This is a genomic window from Streptosporangium sp. NPDC049248 (genome assembly GCF_040678965.1).
Taxonomy (GTDB): domain Bacteria; phylum Actinomycetota; class Actinomycetes; order Streptosporangiales; family Streptosporangiaceae; genus Streptosporangium; species Streptosporangium fukuiense.
In genome coordinates this window covers 335,357-357,991 of record NZ_JBFAQY010000002.1, presented here as the reverse complement: position 1 = coordinate 357,991, position 22,635 = coordinate 335,357, and the positions used below count along the sequence as shown (strand labels likewise).

The 22,635-nt window shown below is 71.3% G+C and carries 12 protein-coding genes; 7 read left to right on the top strand and 5 right to left on the bottom strand.

Annotation, left to right across the window (positions count from 1 at the left end):
• Position 1: 1 nt before the first annotated feature.
• Together AB0K21_RS05405 and mppP are read right to left on the bottom strand one after the other, a co-directional pair.
• Positions 2-1,228, bottom strand: a complete 1,227-nt coding sequence (locus AB0K21_RS05405) for an aminotransferase class I/II-fold pyridoxal phosphate-dependent enzyme (protein WP_364148003.1) — start codon at positions 1,226-1,228, stop codon at positions 2-4.
• On the bottom strand, positions 1,225-2,373 hold the full coding sequence (gene mppP, locus AB0K21_RS05400) for an enduracididine biosynthesis enzyme MppP (RefSeq protein ID WP_343963165.1): 1,149 nt from the start codon (positions 2,371-2,373) through the stop codon (positions 1,225-1,227). Before mppP ends, AB0K21_RS05405 begins: the two co-directional genes overlap by 4 nt.
• Before the next feature lie 396 nt (positions 2,374-2,769).
• Here mppP and AB0K21_RS05395 point away from each other — a divergent pair, with 396 nt between their 5' ends.
• Together AB0K21_RS05395 and AB0K21_RS05390 are read left to right on the top strand one after the other, a co-directional pair.
• Entirely contained in the window at positions 2,770-4,293 is a 1,524-nt protein-coding gene (locus tag AB0K21_RS05395; protein ID WP_364147999.1) for a glycosyltransferase family 39 protein, read from the top strand.
• Between the two features lie 211 nt (positions 4,294-4,504).
• Complete coding sequence (locus AB0K21_RS05390; RefSeq protein WP_364147997.1) at positions 4,505-5,683, top strand: MAB_1171c family putative transporter; 1,179 nt, start codon at positions 4,505-4,507, stop codon at positions 5,681-5,683.
• On the opposite strand, the gene AB0K21_RS05385 is transcribed toward AB0K21_RS05390, so the two are convergent.
• Positions 5,676-6,281 carry a flavin reductase family protein gene (locus AB0K21_RS05385; protein ID WP_343963159.1) on the bottom strand — a complete coding sequence of 202 codons (606 nt, stop codon included), beginning with the start codon at positions 6,279-6,281 and terminating at the stop codon, positions 5,676-5,678. The two genes, AB0K21_RS05390 and AB0K21_RS05385, sit on opposite strands and share 8 nt — an antisense overlap.
• Complete coding sequence (locus tag AB0K21_RS05380) at positions 6,278-7,867, bottom strand: tryptophan halogenase family protein (protein ID WP_343963157.1); 1,590 nt, start codon at positions 7,865-7,867, stop codon at positions 6,278-6,280. Before AB0K21_RS05380 ends, AB0K21_RS05385 begins: the two co-directional genes overlap by 4 nt.
• A gap of 609 nt (positions 7,868-8,476) precedes the next feature.
• Here AB0K21_RS05380 and AB0K21_RS05375 point away from each other — a divergent pair.
• From AB0K21_RS05375 to AB0K21_RS05365, 3 genes are read left to right on the top strand one after another with little or no spacing between them, the layout of a single operon-like run.
• On the top strand, positions 8,477-9,388 hold the full coding sequence (locus tag AB0K21_RS05375; protein WP_343963156.1) for a winged helix-turn-helix domain-containing protein: 912 nt from the start codon (positions 8,477-8,479) through the stop codon (positions 9,386-9,388).
• Positions 9,389-9,441: 53 nt separating this feature from the next.
• On the top strand, positions 9,442-9,660 hold the full coding sequence (locus tag AB0K21_RS05370) for an MbtH family protein (RefSeq protein ID WP_343963155.1): 219 nt from the start codon (positions 9,442-9,444) through the stop codon (positions 9,658-9,660).
• Complete coding sequence (locus tag AB0K21_RS05365) at positions 9,657-10,589, top strand: TauD/TfdA family dioxygenase (RefSeq protein ID WP_343963154.1); 933 nt, start codon at positions 9,657-9,659, stop codon at positions 10,587-10,589. Before AB0K21_RS05370 ends, AB0K21_RS05365 begins: the two co-directional genes overlap by 4 nt.
• A gap of 46 nt (positions 10,590-10,635) precedes the next feature.
• Here AB0K21_RS05365 and AB0K21_RS05360 read toward each other — a convergent pair whose 3' ends face one another.
• Positions 10,636-11,628 (bottom strand): hypothetical protein, encoded by a 993-nt coding sequence (locus AB0K21_RS05360; RefSeq protein ID WP_343963153.1) that lies wholly within the window; start codon positions 11,626-11,628, stop codon positions 10,636-10,638.
• A gap of 324 nt (positions 11,629-11,952) precedes the next feature.
• Here AB0K21_RS05360 and gntD point away from each other — a divergent pair, with 324 nt between their 5' ends.
• Both gntD and AB0K21_RS05350 read left to right on the top strand, forming a co-directional pair.
• The gene (gntD, locus tag AB0K21_RS05355) at positions 11,953-12,981 is read left to right on the top strand and encodes a guanitoxin biosynthesis L-enduracididine beta-hydroxylase GntD (RefSeq protein ID WP_343963151.1); all 1,029 of its coding nucleotides are present in this window, start codon (positions 11,953-11,955) and stop codon (positions 12,979-12,981) included.
• Between the two features lie 41 nt (positions 12,982-13,022).
• The gene (locus tag AB0K21_RS05350) at positions 13,023-22,619 is read left to right on the top strand and encodes an amino acid adenylation domain-containing protein (protein ID WP_364147991.1); all 9,597 of its coding nucleotides are present in this window, start codon (positions 13,023-13,025) and stop codon (positions 22,617-22,619) included.
• Positions 22,620-22,635: the final 16 nt, after the last annotated feature.

The following is a 22,635-nucleotide window of genomic DNA, read 5'->3' as shown; positions in this document are numbered from 1 at the left end:
GTCAGGTCCGATCCGTGTGCGCCGGTAACGCGTTCCAGGCCGCGGCCAGCCGCCGGGCGGCGAGGGCCAGCCGTGAGGGGGAGTTGAAGCTGTAGGCCAGCCGGACGGCCGGCCGTGCCGTGCCGCCGAAGCGGGAGCCCGCGGCCACCTCGACCCCGGCACCGCTCGCCGCGCCGATCAGGTCGGGCTCGCGCCGCCGGTGGCGGGCACGGAGCCAGACGAAGAAGCCGCCGTCCGGCCGGTCGAGCTCGAAACCGTCGTTCAGCTCGGCCAGCAGGGTGTCCACGAGCGTGTCACGCCTCTGCCGCAGCCGGGCTCGCAGCCAGTCCAGGTGACGGTCGTAGTCGCCGGCGCGCACCAGGGCGGCCACCGCGAGCGCGGCGGTGTGGTTCAGGCAGCCGCCGCTGCGGAACAGCCCGTGACCGGCGAGCCGGTCGACGGTCTCGGTCCCGGCGAGCAGCCAGCCCAGGCGCAGCCCGGGGGCGAGCGTCTTGGAGAAGGTGCGCAGCCGGATCACCCCGTGGTAGCCCGCGAGCCCCGCCATGGAGGGGGGAGCGGGAGCCTCGCCGAGATTCAGCTCGGCGTAGGCGTCGTCCTCCACGACCGGAGTCCCGTGGCCGGAGGCGACGGACAGCAGCTCATGTCGCCGCGCGACGGGGACGACCCGGCCGGTGGGGTTGTGGAAGGTGGGGTTCAGGTAGACGAACGCCGCCCGTTCCCCGGCCAGGGCCTCGCGCAACGCCTCCGGATCCATGCCCGCCGAGTCCGAGCGCACCTCGCGCAGCCGCATCCCGCAGTCGGTGAGGATCAGACGTCCCAGGTCGTAGCAGGTCTCCTCGACGAGGACCACATCCCCCGGCTCCGCCAGGGTGGTGGCGAGCAGCTGAAGGGCCTGCGAGATGCCCGCGGTGACCAGCACGTTTCCTGGCTCGCAGGCGATGCCGTCCGCCTGGGCGGTCCGTTCCGCCAGTGCGGCGCGGAGGTCGAGCGCGCCGCGGTCGTCGCCGTAGCCGAGCGCGGCCGAGCCGTACTCCTCCAGTGCCCGCGCGTAGGCGGCTCCCAGCAGGTCGACCGGGAGCAGGCCGGGTTCGAGGTAGCCCGGCCCCAGGTCGAACACGCCGGGAGGGGGGAGCGACTGCACGACCCCCGCCCGCCAGGAGCGCACGTGCGACAGGGGTCCCGCGCTCTCCGCCGGAGTCACCGGGGCCGCGCCCGCGTCGGTTCTCAACGTGCGAGCAGTACGGAGCGCAGCGCCCGGGTCGCCTCCCCGAGGGGAGCGGCGGACCTGGCCAGGGCGATCCTGAGGGTGCTGTTCCCCTCGGGCGGGTTCGCCCAGTGGAACTTCTGGCAGGGCAGTACGTACACGTTGTGGTCCCGCAGGCTGGACCACACCTCCAGCGCCGACCGCGCGCCGACGTGCACCCGTTCCACGCTGGCCCTGCTGTGCGGATCGGGGAAGTGGATCCCCGGCACCCCGGCCAGCCCTTCCCGTACCACGGCGCGGTTCTCCGCCACGAAGCGGTGCAGGTCGGCGAGGCCGCCGTCCGCGGCGTCCTCGGAGAACCGCTGGACCAGCGCGAGCACCATCGGGGACACGCCCAGCAGGATGTCGGAGTAGATCTTGGCCACCGGAAGGCCGAGGTCGGCCGCGGTCACCAGCCAGCCGACCTTGAGGTCGAGCGTCGGCCACAGCTTGCCGGTGTCCTCGATGACGACCCAGCGGCACCCGCTGTCCCGCAGCACCCGGTAGTGGTCGTAGTGGCCGGCGGGGTCGAACCCGCGGAACGACGTGTCCAGCGCCAGGACCAGGTCGCGCTCCGCGCACTGACCGGCGAGCCTGCTCAGGCCCTCCTCGGACAGCACCCGGCCGGTCGGGTTGTTCGGTGTGGTGACGAAGACGCAGCCCACCGAGCCCAGGACGTCGTCGAGGTCGTCCTCCCCCAGCCGTTCCTCGGCCACCGGCACCAGGTCCAGCCCGACACCGCGGAGGATGTCCGGGATGTTGTCGAAAGTGGGGTGGATCAGCGCGACCGAGCTCATCGCGCCGGCCAGGGAGCGGGCGAGGATCTCCATGGCCACGGAGGAGGAGTAGCAGGCCAGCACACGGCCGTCGTCGCCCGGGTAGCTGTGCTGGCCGAGTAGCCCGAAGTACGCGCGATGGGCTTCCCGCTCCACCTCCTCGACCGGGAGTTCGGCGGCTTTGAGGAACAGGTTCGGCAGGTCGTCGATGATCCGGGCCTGCCCCGCGGTGAGCTCCTGGCGGGCGTGCGCGTCGGCGATGTTCAGCGGGCTGTTCAGGGCCAGATACTCGAACTGGGTGAGATTACCGACATCCGGCCCTGGACCGGCGGGCACCGTTCGGGTTTCCTGCATTCCGTTCACCTCGCATGGGTGGTTCGGGAGTGTGGGGCGGCCGGGGACATCTGTTTTCCGGCACTCGAAAAATCCCTGTCGAATCCGGGATGACCGTTCGTGGACCACCGGTCGACCGGCTCCGCGGAATGCGGGTATCGATCACACAAAACGACAGGGGCGTTGAGGGAAAAATAATGCATGAAAAGAATGTTCGCAAGCACCTGGTCGCTCAATACGCGAGCTGCATATTTTCCCGAGGATTCAATGTCGTTGCCCGTCCGCGATGCCCCCGTCATGCTGTCACCAGCGGCTGTACTGTCGGCAGGATGATTCAGTGTGGAGCGCCTATTTTACGGATGAGAATGTCCGGCATGCCGTGGCGGGTCGTGGATCGAGAATGAGAGGTGCCCTTAAATGTCGACCGTTACCGCCATTCCAGAACCGGCCGCGGAAAAAAACGGGGCGGCGCTGTCGCCGCTCCGCCGGGGACCCCTCGCGGCTGTCTCCGGCGGAGCGGCCGCCGTGTTCCTGCTGCTTTCCGGAGGGCAGGGGTACTACGTCGACGAACTCTACTTCCGGGTGGCCGCGGGGCATCTCGACTGGGGATACGTGGACCAGCCGCCCCTGATCCCGCTGCTGGCCCGGGTGCAGATGGCGCTGTTCGGCGACAACCTGGTGGCGATCCGCGTCGTGCCGGCGCTGCTGGCCGGGGTGGCCGTGCTGGTCGCCGGGTTCATCGCCCGCGAACTCGGCGGGGGCGGCCGGGCACAGGTGCTCGCGGCGTGCGCGACGGCCGGCTCGCTGGCGTCGTTCGCCGCCGGGCACGTACTCCACCCCACCGCCGTGGACCACCTCGTCTGGGTGACCGCGTGCTGGCTGGTGATCCGTGTCATCCGTACCGGCGAGAAGAGGCTCTGGCCGGTCGCCGGCGCGGTGGTCGGGATCGGGCTGCTCGCGAAGTACCTCGTGGTGCTGCTGGTGATCTGCCTCGCGGCGGGACTGCTGGTCACCGGGCCCAGACGGGTGCTGCGCAGCGGGTATCTCCTGGCCGGCGCCGGGGTCGCCGCGCTGGTCGCCGCGCCCGGCCTGGTCTGGCAGGCGCTGAACGGCTGGCCCCAGTTCGCGGTGGCCGGGAGCCTGTCCGAGCCGTTCGGGGTCGGAAGCGTGATCAACTTCTTCGTGGGACAGATACTGATGATCGGCCCGTTCCTCACCCCGGTGTGGGTCGTGGGACTGCTGGCCCTGCTGCGCCGGCCCGAATGGCGCGCCTACCGCTCGCTCGCCGTGGCCTATCCGGTCATGGTGGTGATCCTGCTCCTGGCCGGTGGCGCCCCCCGGTACACCGAGGGCCTGCTGACCGTGCTGCTGGTGGCGGGATGTGTCAGGGCCGCGACCTGGGCGGCGACGATCCCGCGCCGGATCTGGGTCGGGCTGGCGGTGGCGGGGAACACGCTGCTGGCGATGGTGATGGTGATGCCGGTCCTTCCCGCCGCCGTGTACGCCCGTGATCCCGTGCTGGCGGCACTGGGTGAGGAGCAGTTCGGCCAGACGGGCTGGCAGGGCCTGGCGGGACAGGTGGCCGCGGTCTACCGGTCGCTGCCGGAGGCCGACCGGGCACGGGCCGTCGTCTACGGCCACAACTACGGCGAGGCGGGTGCCGTCGCGCTGTACGGCCCCGGTTACGGACTGCCGCGGGAGTACAGCGGCAACAATTCCTATGCTGATTTCGGTCGTCCGGCGGACGATAAAACGGTTGTCATAGCGGTCGGTGTGGACCGTGCCTCGTTCTCCAGGCTGTTCGGCCGGTGCGAGCTCGGCGGCACGCTCGATTTCGAGTTTCCCCATTTCGAGCAGGGGAAGGAGATCCTGGTGTGCCGCGACCCCCGTGAACCGTGGTCGCGGATATGGCCTGAACTGCGCTGGCTCGGTACATTCTGAGATCACGACCCGATTTCCGGCCTGCTAGGCTCGGCCGGGATATGACATGGAGACCTCACGGGGGTGGGTCAGTCGATGAAGACGTCGGTCCGCGGGCTCGAAGAGCCCGCGGACGTCACCGTTCTGGAATTCTGACCGTGGTTCTCCGGGGGCGGAAATCATCCCCAGGGTGGCGCGGCCGGTCCGTTCTCGTCCTTTTTCGAGAATCACGATGATCCGTCCGGGGGCGAGTTTCAGGCGGCTGCGCCGCAGATGCGACGAGATACTGGGCGAACTCCCGCTGCCCATGCCGTTCGACGCCGGAAAGCTGTGCGACACGGTGGCCCGAAGGCGCAGCCGCACCATCCGGCTGGAGCCCATGAGGAGCCGGCGCGGTGTGATGGGGCTGTGGGTGGCCGTCGACGGCGCCGATCTGATCTTCTACGAGCAGGTGACCACGCCACCGCACCAGGAACACATCATTCTCCACGAGCTGAGCCATCTGCTCTGCGGGCACGACGTGACCGACCTGTCGGCCGCCGAGCAGGTGCGGCTGCTCATGCCCAGTCTGGACTCCGGGATGGTGCACAGGGTCCTGAGCCGCGACTCCTACTCGGTCGTCGAGGAACGGGAGGCGGAGTTGCTCGCCTCGCTCATCATGCGGCGATCCAGACGAATGCTCCCCCCGACCGGCGACGTCTCCGCCGGGATCGGGCAGAAGCTGATCGTCGCCGGCCTGGTCGCGGCCCTGGCACACCACGTCAACAAGGCGATGCTGTCGGCCGCGGCCGTCATGGGGGACGACCACGCCTGGCCGCTCGGTCACGCGCTGGACGCCGGGCTTGCCCTGGTCGCGTTGGCATGCGTCCCGCTGGGCGCCACCATGCCGGTGTGGGGGGCGTTCCTGCGGGTGCCCGCCCTGCTGGAGTGGTTCCGTCACTACCGCGTCTACACGGTGCTGCGACCGCTCTGGGAAGATCTGTACCGGGTCAGCCCGCAGATCGCCCTCCTGCGGCCGCCGCACCGGCTGGCCGGCCTGCTGCCACCGCGCGACCTCGGCCTGCGCCTGTACCGGCGGGTCGTCGAGATCCGGGACGGCCGGACGGTCATACGGCATCACCTGGACCCCGCTGTCGCGGCCGCGGCGCGGGAGCGCGCCGCGGCCGCGGGGATCACCGGCCGGGAACTGGACGCCGTCGTGGAGGCGGCGACGCTGTCGGCCGCGTTGCGCGCCCTCTCCGGAGACGAGGCGCCCGCCGGGAAGCCGCCCCGGGACACGGTGCCCGGCGGGGACGACCTGGCGGGCGACGTCGCCTTCCTCTGCGACGTCGCCCGTGCCTACCGCCGTTCGCGACGGGCGTGGCGGTTGTCCCGGCTAGCCGGCGCGCGCCGTCCGCGGCGTCTCAGGTAGGCATGCCGCCGGTCGGCCACGGGCCCTCCGGACGACGGGGGGCGGGCGACCAGGAGGAGTACTCCCTGAGCCCGTAGAGCAGCGGTACCGCCCGAGCCCGCTGCTCCACCCGGAACACCTGGCCGAACACCACGGTGTGGTCGCCCACCTCGACGGCCCGGGTCACCCGGCAGTCCGCGAACGCGTGGGCCTCGTCCACGAGGTGCGGCCCGCCGAAGGAGGGTTCCGCGCGCCACCTGACCCGCTCGAAGCGGTCCGGGGTCCCCGAGGCGAAGAGTTCCGCCGCGTAGCGCGCGCGGTCGTGCAGAAGGTTCACGGTGAAGGTCGACAGCCTCAGCATCGCCTTCAGTGTCGGGCTGAGCCTGCGGACGCACACGAGCAGGGTCGGCGGGTCCAGCGCGACGCTGCACACCGAGGAGCAGGTCATCCCCCATGGCCTGCCGCCGGGCTCGGCGGTCGTCACGATGGCGACCCCGCTGGGGAAGGCGGACATCAGCGACCGGAACCGCGCCGGATCGACCGCCGGCGCCGAGGGGGGCTCGAAGGAGGGCTCGAAAGGGATGTCGAAGGGGGAGAGGCCGACCAGCGGATCCTTCATCGCGGTGCTCCGTGCGCGACCCGCCGCTCGGGGGGCAGGTCGTGCAGGCGCGCGAAGTACTCGTACTGGCTGGGCAGCCTGCCGACCAGTTCACGGGACTGGTCGCGGACGATCCGCAGTTCCCTGGAGGCCGCGGCGCCGTCGAACAGCCTCAGCGCCGGCGGAGCCTGCACGGGCAGGCCGCCCAGCCCCAGGAGCATGGCGGTGTAGGAGTAGGGCTCGAACCCGTGGTAGTGGGGGAAGACCGTCTCGGAGTCGGGCAGCTTGACCTGCCACTGCTCCAGGCGTTCGGCCAGCCCGTCGGGTACCTGGCGGGTCGTGGCGTCCTTCCAGTAGTCGTTGTCGGCTCGCGCCGCGGCGTGGTAGTGCAGCACCAGGAACTCGCGCACGCCGTCCATCACATTGGCGACCTGGCGGTTGTAGGACTGGCGCAGCCGGTCGTCCCAGCGCTCGCTGGGGAAGTGCTTGACGAGCTGTTCGACGGCGTTCTGGATGAAGAAGATGCCGGTGGACTCCAGCGGCTCGACGAACCCGCTCGACAGTCCGATGGCGACGCAGTTGTTCACCCAGGAGCTCTCGCTCCGGCCGATCCGCATGCGGATGTGGTTGGCCTCGAGGTCGTCCGCGGCCGGGCCGACGAACTCGCGGAGGGTCCGCTCCGCCTCGTCGGGCGTGCAGTAGTCACTGGCGTAGACGTAGCCGGTGCCGACGCGGCCGAAGAGCGGGATCGTCCAGATCCACCCCGCCTCCTGAGCCGTGGCCGTGGTGCAGGGGCGGATGCCCCGCTCGGCCATGTTCACCGGCACCCGCAGCGCCACGGCCCGGTCGTTGGGCAGGGTGTCCTGGTAGGACATGAAGGGCACCGAGAGTGCCTTGTTCAGCAGCATCCCGCGAAAGCCGGTGCAGTCGATGAACAGGTCGCCTGCCAGCGCGCCGTGCTCCTTGGTGACGACGTCGCTGATCCAGCCGCGCTCGTCGAGGTTCACGCTCACCACGTCGTCGAGCACGTGACGGACGCCGCGGTCGGTGCCGTACCTCGTGAGATACCTCGCCAGCAGCGCGGCGTCGAAGTGGTAGGCGTAGGGGAACTGAGTGTCCTGCTCGGTCAGCGTGGTGCGGTAGCCGCGCTCCGCGCCACCCTCGGTGAAGTCCTGCTCGAACAGTGCTCCGGAGAGATAACGGGGAGACCGGTTCGCGTCGCAGAGCGAGGCGATGACGAAGCAGTCCTTGTCGAACCGGCCGCTGGGGCGCTCGTTCAGCCACCAGTCGGTGAGCGGGAATCCGTTCACGGCGCGCAGGCGCTCGAACGGGTGGTAGAAGTGGTGGCCCTGGGAGCGCCAGTTCTCGAACCGGATCGCCAGCTTGTAGGTGGCCTGGCACTCCGGCATCCACTCGCGCTCGTCCAGGCCCAGATAGTTGAAGAAGTGGCGGATCGTGCTGAAGGTCGCCTCTCCGACCCCGATGGTGGGCACGTTCTTCGACTCGACCAGTGTCACGTCGATCCGGTCGCCGAAAGCCGCCCGCAGGTACGAGGCGGTCATCCAGCCCGACGTGCCACCTCCGACGATAACTACGCTTTTGACCATTCTGAACCCTTATCCCTGCGCGTGAGAACGGAACACCGGGTGAACGCCGGGTGATGTGAAAGGCGCGGCTCGGCGTGTCATCCACCCCGGCATTGTTGAAAGCCTGTACCAAAAGTGCGGTCCGGCTCCACATCATTGACTTGATAGCTAAACAGGGCGGTCAGGCGCGCTTTCGGTACGCTGAGTAATGGGCCGGTCGCCGATTCGAGGGAGATGTTTTCCCGGCTGTCCGGCTGTCGAGAACCGGTGCCGCCATGCTCCCAGTGATCGAGGGGTTCAGAGATCGTCGCAGCTCAGCGGCTGTTTTGAAGGTAAGCACATCAACTGGCATGTATGAGATTTGGCGCTTTCGGCAATGAGAGTTGACTTCCACTCGGCGTCGGAGTTAGGTTGATCTTATTGACAGAGCCAATGGGAGAGTGGTGAGAATATCACTCTCGGTTTCCTGGGGGATCCTCGCGGACGGCCCTGGGCATTGCCCGGCGCCCGCCGAGATCGAATAGTCCGCGCGCAGGGCGGGCCGTCATTTGCCGGAGCCTCCGCGGAGAGGCGTGACCTGCTTTTCAACAACACAGAACAGCCAATCTTTCTACAACGCTGGGGGCCGCGGTGTTGAGGATTCATTTCACGGTTGAGGACCTGGCACGCCTGCGCATGGTCGCGAGCCTCGGGCCGGTGGCCGAGAGCGTGTTCGCGCTGGACATCTTCGGTCGCAACGGAGGAGCCGCCCTGAACGGGTGGCGAAAGCATGTGCGTGATCGGCTGGGCGAGGGCGTCGGCAGCGTGGAACAGCTGGTACGTGAACGCCGGGCGCCGACGGAACTGCTGGAACTGGTCGAGCGCTCTCCCGGGCGAGCCGAGACGCGCTCCGCGTCCGACGAGTGGGCCGGCCGGCGGGTGAGCGCCACCGTGCTGGGGTTCTGTCAGGTGGCGGTGCTGCCGTACTGGAGCAGGGTGCGAGGTCACCTGGAGTCCGAGCGCGAGGCGTACGGCCGGATAACGATCAGCAATGGCGTCGAGTGCCTGCTTGAGACGCTGCACCCCAGGCTGTGCTGGAACCCGCCGGTGCTGGAGATCCCCGACGGCGAGGACCGTGACGTCCACCTGCGCGGGCGCGGCCTGCTGCTGAGCCCCTCGCTGTTCCTGCAGGGCAGGAACTACCTCTTCCTCGACACCGAGCACGAGACGGGGCTGCCCGCCCTGGTGGTCTCGGCGCCGTGCACCCCGGCCTTCCTGGCCGAGCTGGCCGGGGCGCCGGTGCCCGACGACGAGGCGCTCGGCGCCCTGGTCGGGCACACCAGGGCGGCGGCGCTCCAGGCGCTGGCCGAGAGCTGCACCACCGGCGGCCTGTCCGAGCGGCTCGGCATCTCTCTCGCGGGGGCCAGCAAGCACGCCACCGTACTGCGCAAGGCCGGACTGATCACCACTGCCCGCAACCGCAACACGGCACTGCACACCCTCACCTCCCTGGGGGTGGCGCTGCTGCACGGGGAGCTCTTCCTGTCTCCCCAGCGCAACTGACCCCCGCTCCGGCACGCCTGGTGCACGGAGAACCTCCGAAAAAGGAGAGCGCCATGAACTCGAACCCCTTCGAAGATCCGGAAGGCACCTACCTCGTGCTGGTCAACGACGAGGGGCAGCACTCCTTGTGGCCCGCGTTCGTCGAGGTGCCGGCGGGCTGGACGGTGGTCCTGCCCGAGACGGACCGGCAGGCCGCCCTGGACTACATCACGGACAACTGGACCGACATGCGTCCGAGGAGCCTGGCCGAGGCGATGGGGGACCGGCCGTGACCGGCCACGAACTGCCCCTTGTCATCGAGGGCGGGGGTGCCCGGATCTCCGGCCTGGTGAGGTCCGACCGGCAGGAGATCCGCAAGAGCCTCACCGCGCACGGTGCGGTGTTGTTCCGCGATTTCGAGGTCGGCGGCGTCGACGGTTTCGACGAGGTCGTACGCGAGCTGTCGGGGGCGCCGCTGACCTACGCGGAGCGCTCGTCCCCGCGCAGCGTGATCAAGGGCAATGTCTACACCTCGACCGACTACCCCTCGCAGGAGGAGATCTTCCTGCACAACGAGAACTCCTACCAGACGGTATGGCCGATGGTGCTCTACTTCCACTGCCTGCGACCGCCGTCGTCCCAGGGGGCCACGCCCCTGGCCTCCACCCGTGCCGTCCACGACAGGATGGACCCGTCGATCCGCGAGGAGTTCGCGCGGCGAGGGTGGATGGTGGTCCGTAACTACAGCGACGAACTCGGCATGTCGTGGCGCGAGGCGTTCAACACCGACAGCGAGGACGAGGTCACGGACTACTGCCGCGGCAACGGCGTGCGGACGGAATGGCTCGGCGGCGACCGGCTGCGGACCAGGGCGGTCCGCCAGGCCGTGCACCGTCACCCGGTCACCGGCGACCCGGTGTGGTTCAACCACGCGACCTTCTTCCACCTCAGCACCCTTCCCGAAGGGGTGCGGCTGGGGCTGCTGGAGATGTGCGGGGAGGAGAACCTCCCGAGCAACACCTACTACGGCGACGGCGGGACGATCCCCGACGCCGTCGTCGGCCACCTGCGAGACTGCTACCGGTCGGCGTCCGTGCGGTTCGACTACCGTCAGGACGACGTTCTGGTCATCGACAACATGCTGACCTCGCACGGCCGCGAGCCGTTCACCGGGCCGCGGAAGATCGCCGTGGCGATGGCCGAGCCGTCGTCGACGACCTGACCGCCGATTCGGCGGTCGATTCGACGGTGGCCGGCCGTCGCGCCCCTCAGGCCGGCTCGCGCAGCCGGCGGACCTCGGCGGAGATGATCGCCAGGAGCAGCAGGTCGGCCGCCAGGCCGGGCACCGCGGAGAACTGGTTCATGACGAACGCGAAGACCTGGCCGAAGAGGATGTCGACCAGCAGCGCGGCGTTGAGCAGCCGGAAGGCGGCCATCCGGTTCCCGCGCAGCCGCACCGCGCCGCACAGGCCCAGCGCCACCGTGATCGCCGCCGAGACGGCCATGCCGATCACCGCCCCCCACTCCCGCTCGCCGTCGAGCATGCCGTAGGCGTTCTCCAGCCCGAGGCCCACCAGGGGCAGGAGCGCCTGGACGATGAGATACACCACCGCGAGGGCGACGAGCAGGGGACGGCGCGTCAGGCCGTCGAGGGCGGCGCGGGCGCGGGCCAGGCCGGTGCGCAGCGGCCCTGGAGCCGTCTCCCGGGCCGGGACCATGCCCAGCAACCGGACCGCCGCCGCGTCGAGCGCGTCGTCGGAGCCCTGGACCAGTCGCACGGCGGCGTGCCTCTGCTGCACGGTCAGTCCCGAGGTCACTCCGACGAGTGCCGCGTAGACGGCGTTGGCCGTGCGCTCGCGCCGGGAGAAGTCGGTCCGGCCCTTCAGCCACTGGGAGAGCACGACCAGGAGGGCGAAGGTCAGGTAGATGATCCCCGCGGCCGGCCGGTAGAAGTAGTCGGTCGTCTGGGTGACGAACTTGCCGACCTCATCGACGAACAGCCCGAACCCGACCCCGCCGAGGACGGCACCCCAGGTCCGCGCGGCCTGGCCGAGGAACGCGAGCGTGACGCCCATGCCCACCGTCATCAGCAGGCCGCCCCACAGGACGTGGGCGATGTGCAGGCTCCCTCCGCCGAGCTGGGGATAACCGGCCCGTTGGAGATAGGCCCTGGTCAACAGCACCGCGCTGATCCCGGATATCGCGAAAACCTGCAGATGCGCGGCGGCGCTGGTCACCCGGGTGAGGCCCGATAGGCGCAATGTAGTTCTCCCTAATGCTGCCGATGGCGTTCTGGGAAACTGCCGGCCGCGAAGGTGACGGCCTCGGCTCCGGAGATGCCTGACCTACGGTGTCCCGCGTCGGCGGATCGACAGGGCGGCGACCTGGAAAAGGCCGGTCCGGAGGATTAGAACCAAATACAACGTTAGCACGAAGCCCGCTCTGACTGCGCTGTTTAGCCCCTAAGTCAAAGACGTTGAACCCGGCCCCGGCATGTCGGAGGCTCGATTAGGGCCGGGGGCGAATGGCCGCCCCGGGCACGGTGATTCCGAGGAACCGATTGCCGTTGGCAGAGGGAGTTAAGCGTGCTGTCAATACATCTGCTGGACGACGACGTCATGGTGATCGAAGAAATCGTCCGGGATCTCTCCCAGCGTTACCAGACCGTCGAGTCCGCTGATTTCCAGCGCGAGAGCCGGACGTATGCCGAGGAACTTCCGCGACGTCTCCGCAGGGCGCTCAACGAGTTCCGCCTCGCGGAGCCGTCCGGAATCCTGCTGATCTCCGGGCTTCCGGTGGACGACGCGAGCATCGGCCCGACCCCCGCGGACTGGAAGAACAAGCCGGTGCCCTCGCCCACCATCGGGCACGACATCGCGTTCTTCCTCATCGCGTCCTTGCTGGGAGACCCCATCGGATGGGCCACGCAGCAGGGCGGCTACATCATGCACGACGTCTTCCCGATCAAGGGCTACGAACACGAGCAGATCGGCTGGAGCAGTGCGGAAACACTCGTCTGGCACACCGAGGACGCCTTCCATCCGTTGCGCACCGACTATCTCGGCCTGCTGTGCCTGCGCAATCCCGACGAGGTCGAGACGACCTATGCCGACGTTTCCGACGTGCGTATCGACGATGCCGCCAGAGCCATTCTGTCGCAGGAACGCTTCTACATTCTTCCAGACGACTCGCATCGCCCGGAGAATCGGGCCGCGGTGACCGACGAGGATACGAAGGTCGCGGATCTAAGGAAACGCAGTTACCGGCAGGTCGACCTGGCCCTGGACACTCCCGAGCCTGTCGCGGTCCTTTTTGGCGATCCTGACGACCCGTATATCCGTATCGACCCGCACTACATGGACGGGATCCAGGAAGAGGACGCGGGTAAAGCGCTTGCCGCATTCGGGACGGCGCTGGACTCCGCGATGACCGGGGTCGTCCTCAAGCCGGGTGACATCTGCCTCATCGACAACTACAGGGCCGTCCACGGGCGCAGCCCCTTCAGCGCCCGCTTCGACGGGACGGACCGCTGGCTGCGCCGTCTGAACGTGGCGAGGGACCTGCGCAAGTCCAGGGAGTTCAGGCTGGGCGCCTCCTCCCGCGTCATCTACTAGCCGAACCGTCATCGGACACGTCCTCGAAGGCAGGAGTCAGCGTGACCCACGACGCACCGTACGTACCCGCGCCCGAGGGCGCCGCCACACCGCCGTTCGGTAAGGGTGCCGAGTCACCGGGGGACCGGTGCCTGCTCGAACTGTTCGCCGAGCGGGTGCGCCGTGCCCCCCGGGCGACGGCCGTCGCCTCGGCTGGGGAGACACTCGACTACGGGCGGCTCGACGCGCGGGCCAACCAGCTGGCGCACCACCTTCGCGCCTGCGGCGTCGGCCCGGACACGCTCGTCGGCGTCTTCGCGGAGCGCGGCGTGGAACTCGTCGTGGCGCTGCTGGGAGTGCTCAAGGCCGGCGGCGCCTATCTGCCGCTGGACCCGGACAACCCGGCCGGCCGCCTGGCCTTCGCCATCGGAGACGCGGGCGCGGCCGCCGTCGTGACCCGGGCGCACCTGCGAGCTCGGCTGCCCGCGACGGCCGCGCGGGTGGTCTGCCTGGACGACGAGGGGCCGATGATCGCGGACCGGCCGGTCACCGCGCCCGACCGCCAGGCGGGCCCGATGAACCTGGCATACGCGATCTACACCTCCGGCTCCACGGGCCGCCCCAAGGGCGTGCTGGTCGAGCGGCGGCAGCTCGCGAGCTACCTGGCCTGCTGCGAGCGCGACTACCCGGGGCTGGCGGGGGTCGCGCTGCTGCACTCGTCGATGTCTTTCGACCTGACGGTGACCGCGCTGTGGGGCACCCTCGCCGCGGGCGGCCGGATCGAGGCCGGCGAGCTGGACGGCGGCTCCGGAGACCGGCCGTCGTTTCTGAAGATCACCCCCAGTCACCTGTCGATCCTGGAGAACCTGCCGGAGGACCGCTCGCCGACGGCGGAACTGGTGATCGGCGGGGAGGCGCTCCAAGGCGAGGTGCTCGACCGGTGGCGGGCACGGCACCCCGGGGTGGCGGTGGTCAACGAGTACGGCCCGACCGAGGCGACGGTCGGCTGCGTCTCCTTCCGGGTCGAGCCGGAGGCGGGGCCGCTCCGGGGGCCCGTCGCGATCGGCCGTCCGATGCGCGGCGCCCGCGCCTACGCGCTGGACCGATCCCTGCGACCCGTCCCGGAGGGCGTACCCGGAGAGCTGTACGTGGCGGGCGCCGGGCTGGCCCGCGGCTACCACGGCAGGCCGGGAGCGACCGCCGAGCGCTTCGTCGCCGACCCGTACGGCGGGCCGGGCGAGCGGATGTACCGCACCGGAGACCTGGTGCGGCGCCTGCCGGGAGGGGACCTGGAATACCTGGGGCGCACCGACGACCAGGTCAAGATCCGGGGCCACCGCGTCGAGCCGGGCGAGGTCGAGTCGGCGCTGGCCGGACATCCCGCGATCGCCCAGGTCGCCGTGGTGCCCTCCGCCGAGGGCTCGGAGGACACGCGCCTGCTGGCCTATCTCGTCCCGGCGGGCGAGGCGGCCCCGGCGGCGGCCGAGCTACGCGGGTTCCTGGCACGGACACTCCCCGAGCACATGATCCCCTCGGTGTTCCTCACCCTGGACAGGCTGCCGCTGGCGGCCAGCGGCAAGCTCGACCGCGGGGCACTGCCCGCGCCGACCCGGCAGGACGGCACGGACGGCGGCCACCGGCCCCCGAGCAACGACGCGGAGAGGGCGATCGCCGGCATCTGGGCCGAGGTGCTGGGCGTCGAGCGGGTCGGTGTCGAGGACGACTTCTTCGAACTCGGCGGGAACTCCCTGCTCGCCTTCCGGGTGCTCCCGCGGATCAGGGCGGCACTCGGCGCCGAACTTCCCGCCCGTGCCGTCTTCAAGCTGCGCACGATCGCCGCGCTGGCGGCGTCGGTCACCCCGGCCGCCACCGCCACCGGCACCGGCACCGGGACCGACGGTGCCGTCGTGCCGGTGCCCCGCACCGGGGACCTGCCGCTCTCCTTCGCGCAGCGGCGGTTCTGGTTCTTCCACGAGTTCGACCCCGAGGCCGCCGACTACAACGTCCGGTTCGGCTACCGGCTGCTCGGCGAACTCGATCCCGCCGCGCTGGAGTCGGCCCTGCGCGAGTTCGTCGCCAGGCACGAGTCGCTGCGGACGACCATCTCCTCGACCGGCGGCGAGCCGGTCCAGATCGTCCACCCCGCGAAGGACCTTCAGGTCCCGCTGACCGTCGTGGACGCCTCCGGGCTCGGCGAGGAGGAACTGGAACGCCTGCTGCGCCGGGAGGTGAGCCTCCCGTTCGACCTGGGACGCGGCCCCGTGCTGCGGATGACGCTGCTGCGCCGTGCCGAACGCGAGCATCTGCTGGTGCTGGCCGTACACCACTCGGTGATCGACGCCTGGTCCATGAACGTGCTCGCCGACGAGCTGAGCAGGCTGTACGGCGCCGCCAGGGAGGGCGGCCGGGCCGAGCTGGCGCCGCTGGCCGTGCAGTACGCCGACTACGCCGTCTGGCAGCGCGAACGCTGGACGGAGGAGGCCATGCGGGACCAGCTCGGCTACTGGCGGGAGCAGCTGGCCGGTCTGTCCCCTCTCGAACTGCCCACCGATCGGCCGCGCCCGGCGGTGCGCTCCTCCGCCGGAGCGGCACACCGCTTAACCCTGCCTCCCGGGCTCACCGCGGCGCTCAACGGGCTCGCCGCGCGCAACGACGCCACGCTGTTCATGACGCTGGTCGCCGCCTGCCAGGTACTGCTCGCCCGCTACTCCTCCCAGCGGGACATCGCGGTCGGCACCCCCATCTCCGGGCGCGACCGCCCCGAGCTGGAACCGCTCGTCGGCTGCTTCATCAACACCCTGGTGCTCCGGTCGGCGGTCGACGGCAGCCTGTCCTTCACCGACTTCCTCGGCCGGGTGCGCGAGACCGTGCTCGGCGCCTTCGGCAACCAGGACGTCCCGTTCGAACGCCTGGTGGACGAGCTGAGCGACGGCCGCGACCCGAGCCGGACCCCGCTGGTCCAGGCGATGGTGGCGCTGCAGAACGTACCGGAGAGGCCACTGGAGTTCGCCGGCGCGCGCACCGAGGGCTTCCGGCTCCCGCACGTGTCGGCGATCTTCGACCTCACCCTGGAGTTCGTCGAGCGTGACGGGGCGCTGGACGTGATGATCGAGTACAGCACCGACCTGTTCGACCGGGAGACGGCCGAGCGGATGGCCGGTCACCTGGAAGTCCTGCTGGCCGCGGTGACCGAGGACCCCGACCGGCCGCTCGCCCGGCTGCCCCTGCTGACCGAGGCCGAGCGGCGGTCCCTGGCCGGATGGAACGGCCGGGTCAGGGACCGCCGCTCGGACCTCCCCGTGCACCGCCTGTTCGCCGAGCGGGTCCGGCGGGCACCGGACGCCGTCGCGCTGGAGTGCGGGGAGCGAAGGTGGACCTACGCCGAGCTGGACGAGCGCGCGGGCCGGGTGGCCCACCGCCTGCGCACCCTCGGCGTGGGTCCCGGCGTGCCCGTCGTGGCGTGCGCGGAGCGCGGCCCCGAGCTGGTGGCGGGGCTCCTCGGCGTGCTGAAGGCCGGAGGCGCGTACGTGCCGCTCGACCCGGACACCCCACACGCGCGGCTGGCCTACGTGGTGGCCGACACCGGAGCACCGGTCGTGCTGGCCGACGGCGTGACGGAGGTCCGGGCCCGCGGCCTGGACGCCGCGGTCGTGCCGCTGGACGCGGGCGGCCCCGGTGAGACCCGCCAGGTGATCACCGAACCGGATGTCGCCGTGGCCGGCGGGGACCTGGCCTACATCGTCTACACCTCCGGTTCCTCGGGCCGTCCCAAGGGCGTGATGGTCGAGCACCGGAACCTGTCCGACCTGTGCGCCTGGCATGTGGCGGAGTTCGAGGTGGTCAGCGAGGACCGGGCCTCGCAGGTCGCGTCGCTGGGATTCGACGCCGCCGTGTGGGAGGTCTGGCCCTACCTCTGCGCCGGGGCCCGGGTGGCCCTGCCCGACAGGGAGACGCTGGACGACCCCGCCGCGCTGGTGGACTGGTTCGCCGGGATGGGCACCACGATCTGCTTCCTGCCCACGCCCCGGCTGGACTCCGTCCTGGACGAGCCCGGCTTCGCCGCCACCGCACTGCGCGCGGTCCTGACCGGCGGGGACGTGCTCCGCCGCCGCCCGCGCCGGGGGGCGCCGTACCGGCTGGTCAACAACTACGGTCCGACCGAGGTCACGGTCGTCGCCACCGCGGGCGACGTCACCTGGCAGGACGCCGGCCGGGCCGGGGGGTCGCCACCCATCGGCTCGCCCGTCGCGGGCACCGCCGCGTACGTCCTGGACGGCTACGCCAACCCGGTGCCCGTGGGGGTCGCCGGTGAGCTGTACCTCGCGGGCACCGGTCTCGCCAGGGGCTACCTGAACCGGCCGGACCTGACCGCCGAGCGGTTCGTCGCCGACCCGTTCGGAGCCCCGGGCAGCCGGATGTACCGCACCGGGGACCTCGTCCGCCGGCTGCCCGGAGGGGAGCTGGAGTATCTCGGCCGCACCGACCAGCAGGTGAAGATCCGCGGCTTCCGGGTGGAGCCGGGGGAGATCGAGAGCGCGCTGCAGAGCCACCCGGGCGTGGCCGGCGCCGTCGTCGTGGCCACCGAGGCCAGGCCCGGCCACGAGCGCCTGGCACTGACCGGATACGTGGTCCCCGCCGGTGACGCCGAGCCGGATCCCGCCGACCTGCGAGCCTTCGTGGGCACGATGCTGCCGGACCACATGGTGCCCGCCGCGATCGTCGTCCTGGAGGAGTTCCCGCTGACCGTGCGGGGCAAGGTGGACCGCGCCGCCCTGCCGGTCCCCGGCGCCACCCGGGACCCAGGCGGCGGCTATGTCCCGCCGGGCGACTCGGTGCAGCGGGAACTGGCCGGGATCTGGGCCGAGGTGCTGGGCGTCGACCGGGTCGGTGTCGAGGACGGTTTCTTCGCCCTCGGCGGCGACTCCATCCTCGCCATCCAGCTCGTGTCCAGGGCGAGGAGGGCGGGGCTGCGGCTCACCTCCAGGGACCTGTTCCACCGGCAGACGATCGCGGCGCTGAGCCCGCACGTGACCGAGGTGCGAAGCCCCGGGAACACGGAGGGCACAGAGGGCACAGAGGGCGCGGGAACGGGCGGCCGGGCACCGCTGACCCCCATCCAGCACTTCCTCTTCGAGAGGTTCACGGTTCCCGAGGTCTTCAACCAGTTCGTCACCGTGGAACTGGCGGACGACGTCGACGAGACGGTCCTGCGGGCGGCGGTCGCGGCACTGGTCGAGCGGCACGGCGCGTTGCGGTCGCGCTTCGAGTTCACTCGGGGAGAGTGGTCGCAGCGTGTCGTGGCGGCGGGGGACGAGGTGATCCTGCGCGGGGCCGACCTGTCCGGCGTCGCCGACGCCGAACTCGACGCCGCCGTCGAGCGGGAGACGGCGGCCGCGCAGGCCCGTGTCGACTTCGGCGACGGGCCGCTGATCGCGGCGGTACTGCTCAGCACCGGTCGCGGGCCGCGACTGCTGCTGACCGCACACCACCTCGTGGTGGACGGCGTGTCGTGGCGCATCCTGCTGGAGGACCTGCGCACCGCGTACCGGCAGATCCTGCGGGGGGAGAGCGTCGACCTCGGCCCCGGGACGACCTCGTTCCAGGACTGGAGCCTCCGTCTGGCCGGGCACGTCCAGGCCGGGGGCTTCGACGACGAGCTCGGCCACTGGGCGGAGGTGAGCCGGGACGAGGCCGCGGCGGTCCTCCCCCTCGACGGCCCCCCCGGCGGACGCGGCCCGAACACCGTGGAGACCGTCCGCGAGGTGTCCGTCGAGCTCGACGAGACCACCACCCGGGCGCTGCTCCGCGAGGTTCCCGACGTCTACCGCACCGAGATCACCGACGTGCTGCTGGCCGCCCTGGCCCGGGTCGTGTCCGGATGGGCCGGGCGCGACCGCGTCCTGCTCGGCCTGGAGGGCCACGGACGGGAGGAGATCTTCCCCGACGTGGACCTCACCCGCACGGTCGGGTGGTTCACCAGCTACTTCCCCCTGGCGCTGGACGTCCCCCGCGAACAGGATCTGGGCGGCCTCCTCAAGTCGGTCAAGGAGCAGGTGCGGGCGGTTCCCCGGCGCGGTCTGGGGTACGGCGCGCTGCGTTACCGGGACGGGTCCGCGCTCGCCGGCGATCCCGTCCCCCAGATCTGCCTCAACTACCTCGGCCGGTTCGACACCGAGACCGGGGACGGGGACCTCTACCGGGAGATCTCCGGCATCGAGCTGTTCCAGGATCCGCGCGACAACCGGCCGCACGTACTCGACGTCGTCGGCTCCGTCAGGTCCGGCCGGCTCCAGGTCGCCTGGTACTACTCGCCGAACCTGCACGAGCCCGCCACCGTCGAGCGCCTGGCCCACGAGTTCGCCGCGACCGTGGAGCGGATCGTCGGGCACTGCGCGGAGCCGGGCGCGGGCGGCCGCACCCCCTCGGACTTCCCGCTGGCCCGTCTGGACCAGGCGAGCCTCGACGCGCTGGTCGGCACCGGCCGTACGGTGGCGGACGTCTACCCCCTCACCCCCACCCAGAGCGGCATGCTCTTCGACTGCCTGATGGCACCCGGCTCCGACGTCTACACGGCCCGGTTCGAGATGGTGGTCGAAGGGGTGGCCGCCCCCGAGGAACTCGGCGAGGCGTGGCGGCTCGTCGCGGAGCGGACCCCGGTGCTGCGCACCTCCGTCGCCTGGGAGGGGCTCGACCACCCGCTCCAGGTCGTCCACCACAGGGCCCGGCTGCCGATCGCCCATCACGACTGGCGTGACCTGCCGGAGGAGGAGCAGGGAGCGGAGCTGGAGCGGCTGCTCGCGCGGGACCGGCAGGCCGGGCTGGACCTCGCCGCGTCCCCGCCCACCCGGCTGGCGATCATCCGGCTCGACGACACCCGGGTGCGGGTCGTCTGGACCCTGCACCACATCCTGCTGGACGGGTGGAGCGTCCACCGGCTGCTCGCGGACGTGCTCTCCTGTTACGCCGCGCGCCGCGAGGGGCGGGCTTGGCGGCCGGCCGCCCGCCGCCCCTTCCGCGACCACGTCGAGCGGCTGCTCGGCCTGGACGACACCGACGCCGAGGCGTACTGGCGCGGGGCGCTCGCCGGGTTCACGGAGCCGACGCCCCTGCCGTACGACCGGCCGTCCGCACCGGACCACCGGCCCAGGGCGGCAGGCCGGGTGAACGTGAAGCTGCCGGCCGAGGTCTCGCGGCGGCTCGCCGAACACGCCAGGAGCGGCCGGCTCACGCTCAACACCCTGCTGCAGGGGGCCTGGGGGATCCTGCTCTCCCGCTACGGCGGCGAGCCGGACGTCTGCTTCGGTGCGACGGTCTCCGGCCGTCCCGCGGACCTGGCCGACGCGGAGTCCATGATCGGCATATTCATCGAGACGCTGCCGGTCCGGGTCGCCGTGGACGAGCGCCGCGCACTGCTGCCCTGGCTGCGCGAGCTGCAACAGGAGCAGGCACGGGCGCGCGAGTACGACGCCGGGTCGCTGCCCCAGGTGCGCTCCTGGAGCGAGCTGCGGCCCGGTGCCCAGCTCTTCGAGAGCGTCGTGGTCTTCGAGAACTACCCGGTCGACCACGCCCCGGCCGACGCCGCCGGCCTGCGGCTGCGGGACGTCGACGCCGCCGAGGTGAACGGCCACCCCCTCAACCTGGTCGTCTATCCGGGTGAGGAGCTGTCCTTCGTGCTGCTCCACGACGAGACGCTGTTCGAGGCCGCGACCGTACGCCGGCTCGGCGAGAACCTGGCCGCGCTGCTGGAGGAGATCGCGGCCGACCCGGAACGGACCATCGGGGCGCTGCCCTCGCAGACCCGGCGCGAACGGCACCGGATGCTGGTGGAGTGGAACGACACGGCCCGCGACATCCCCGCGCGGTGCGTGCACGAGCTGTTCGCCGAGCGGGCGCGCGCCGTTCCCGACGAGCCGGCCGTGGTGTCGGAGGGGGAGAGCCTCGGCTACGCCGAGCTGGACGAGCGCGCCGACCGGCTGGCGCGCCACCTGGCGTCCCTGGGAGTGACCGCGGAGTCACGGGTGGCCGTCCTGCAGGGGCGCACGGCCGACGCGCTGGTCTCGATGCTCGCGGTGCTCAAGGCCGGCGGCGCCTACGTCCCGCTGCACCCGAGCTACCCGCCCGACCGGCTGCGCTGGATCCTGCGGGACACCGCGGCGGTGGCCCTGCTGACGGACCGGGCGGCGGTCTCGACGACCGGCGGGCTCGGGACGCGGGTGCTGGTGGTGGACGGAGACGACGGAGACGACGGAGACACGACCCTGGACGGTCCCCCGCTCGCGGGCCCGGCCGCCGCGGCCGACCCCGACCGGCTGGCGTACGTGATGTACACCTCCGGCTCGACCGGGATCCCCAAGGGGGTGGCGGTCACCCACCGTAACATCGTGAGCCTGGCGGCGGACCGGCGGTGGCGCTCGGGAGGGCACGAACGTGTTCTCTTCCACTCCCCGCACGCCTTCGACGCGGCCACCTACGAGATGTGGGTCCCGCTGCTGGCCGGCGGCCGGGTGGTGGTCGCCCCGGGCGAGCTGGACGCCCGGAGCCTGCGGCGCCTGGTCGCCGGGCACGGCGTCACCGGGATGTTCCTCACCGCGGCGCTGTTCAACCTCTTCGCCGAGGAGTCGCCCGAGTGCTTCGCCGGGCTGCGCGAGGTGTGGACGGGAGGCGAGGCCGCCTCGCCGACGGCGATATCGCGGGTGATGGCGCGCTGCCCGGGGACAGAGGTGCACAACGGCTACGGTCCCACCGAGGCCACGACCTTCGCCGTCTGCCGGGAGATGACGCCGGAGCTCGCCGGGGCCGGTGCCGCGCCGATCGGCCGCCCGATGGACAACACGCGCGCCTACGTGCTGGGCCGCGATCTCGCCCCGGTACCGCCCGGCGCCCCCGGCGAGCTGTACCTCGCGGGAAGCGGTCTGGCCAGGGGCTACCTCGGCAGGCCCGCGCTCACCGCCGAGCGGTTCGTCGCCGATCCGTTCGGCGCCGGAGGCCGCCTGTACCGCACCGGGGACAGGGCCCGCTGGAACGCGGACGGCGACATCGAGTTCCTCGGCCGGACCGACGACCAGGTGAAGATCCGCGGGTTCCGCATCGAGACCGGCGAGGTCGAGGCCGCGCTGCGGGCCCGGCCGGACGTGGCCGAGGCGGTGGTCGTCGCGCGTGAGGAGGCGCCGGGGCGCGGGTACCTCGTGGGCTACGTGGTGCCGGTCGAGAAAGGCACGCGGCTCTCGTCCGAGGACCTGGCCCGGTCGCTGGCCGAGCGGCTGCCCGCCTACACGGTCCCCTCCGCGTTCGTGTCCCTGGACCGGCTGCCGCTGAACGCCAACGGCAAGGTGGACCGGCGGGCGCTGCCGGACCCGGAGAGCAGGGGAGCCGTGCGCGCCGCCTACGCCGCCCCGCGCACCCCGACCGAGGAGGCCCTCGGCCGGATCTGGGCGGAGGTGCTCGCGGTCGAGCGGGTCGGGACACACGACGACTTCTTCGACCTGGGCGGCGACTCCATCGCCAGCCTGCGGGTGACCTCCAGGGTGCGGCGCGCGTTCGACGTCGAGATCTCCCCGAGGGAGCTCTTCACCGCCCCGACCATCGGTGCCCTGGCCGAGGTGGTGCAGGAGCGGATCCTGGCGTCCTTCGAACGGGTCGCCCAGAGCCAGGGCTCGTGAACAGGCCAGTGGAACC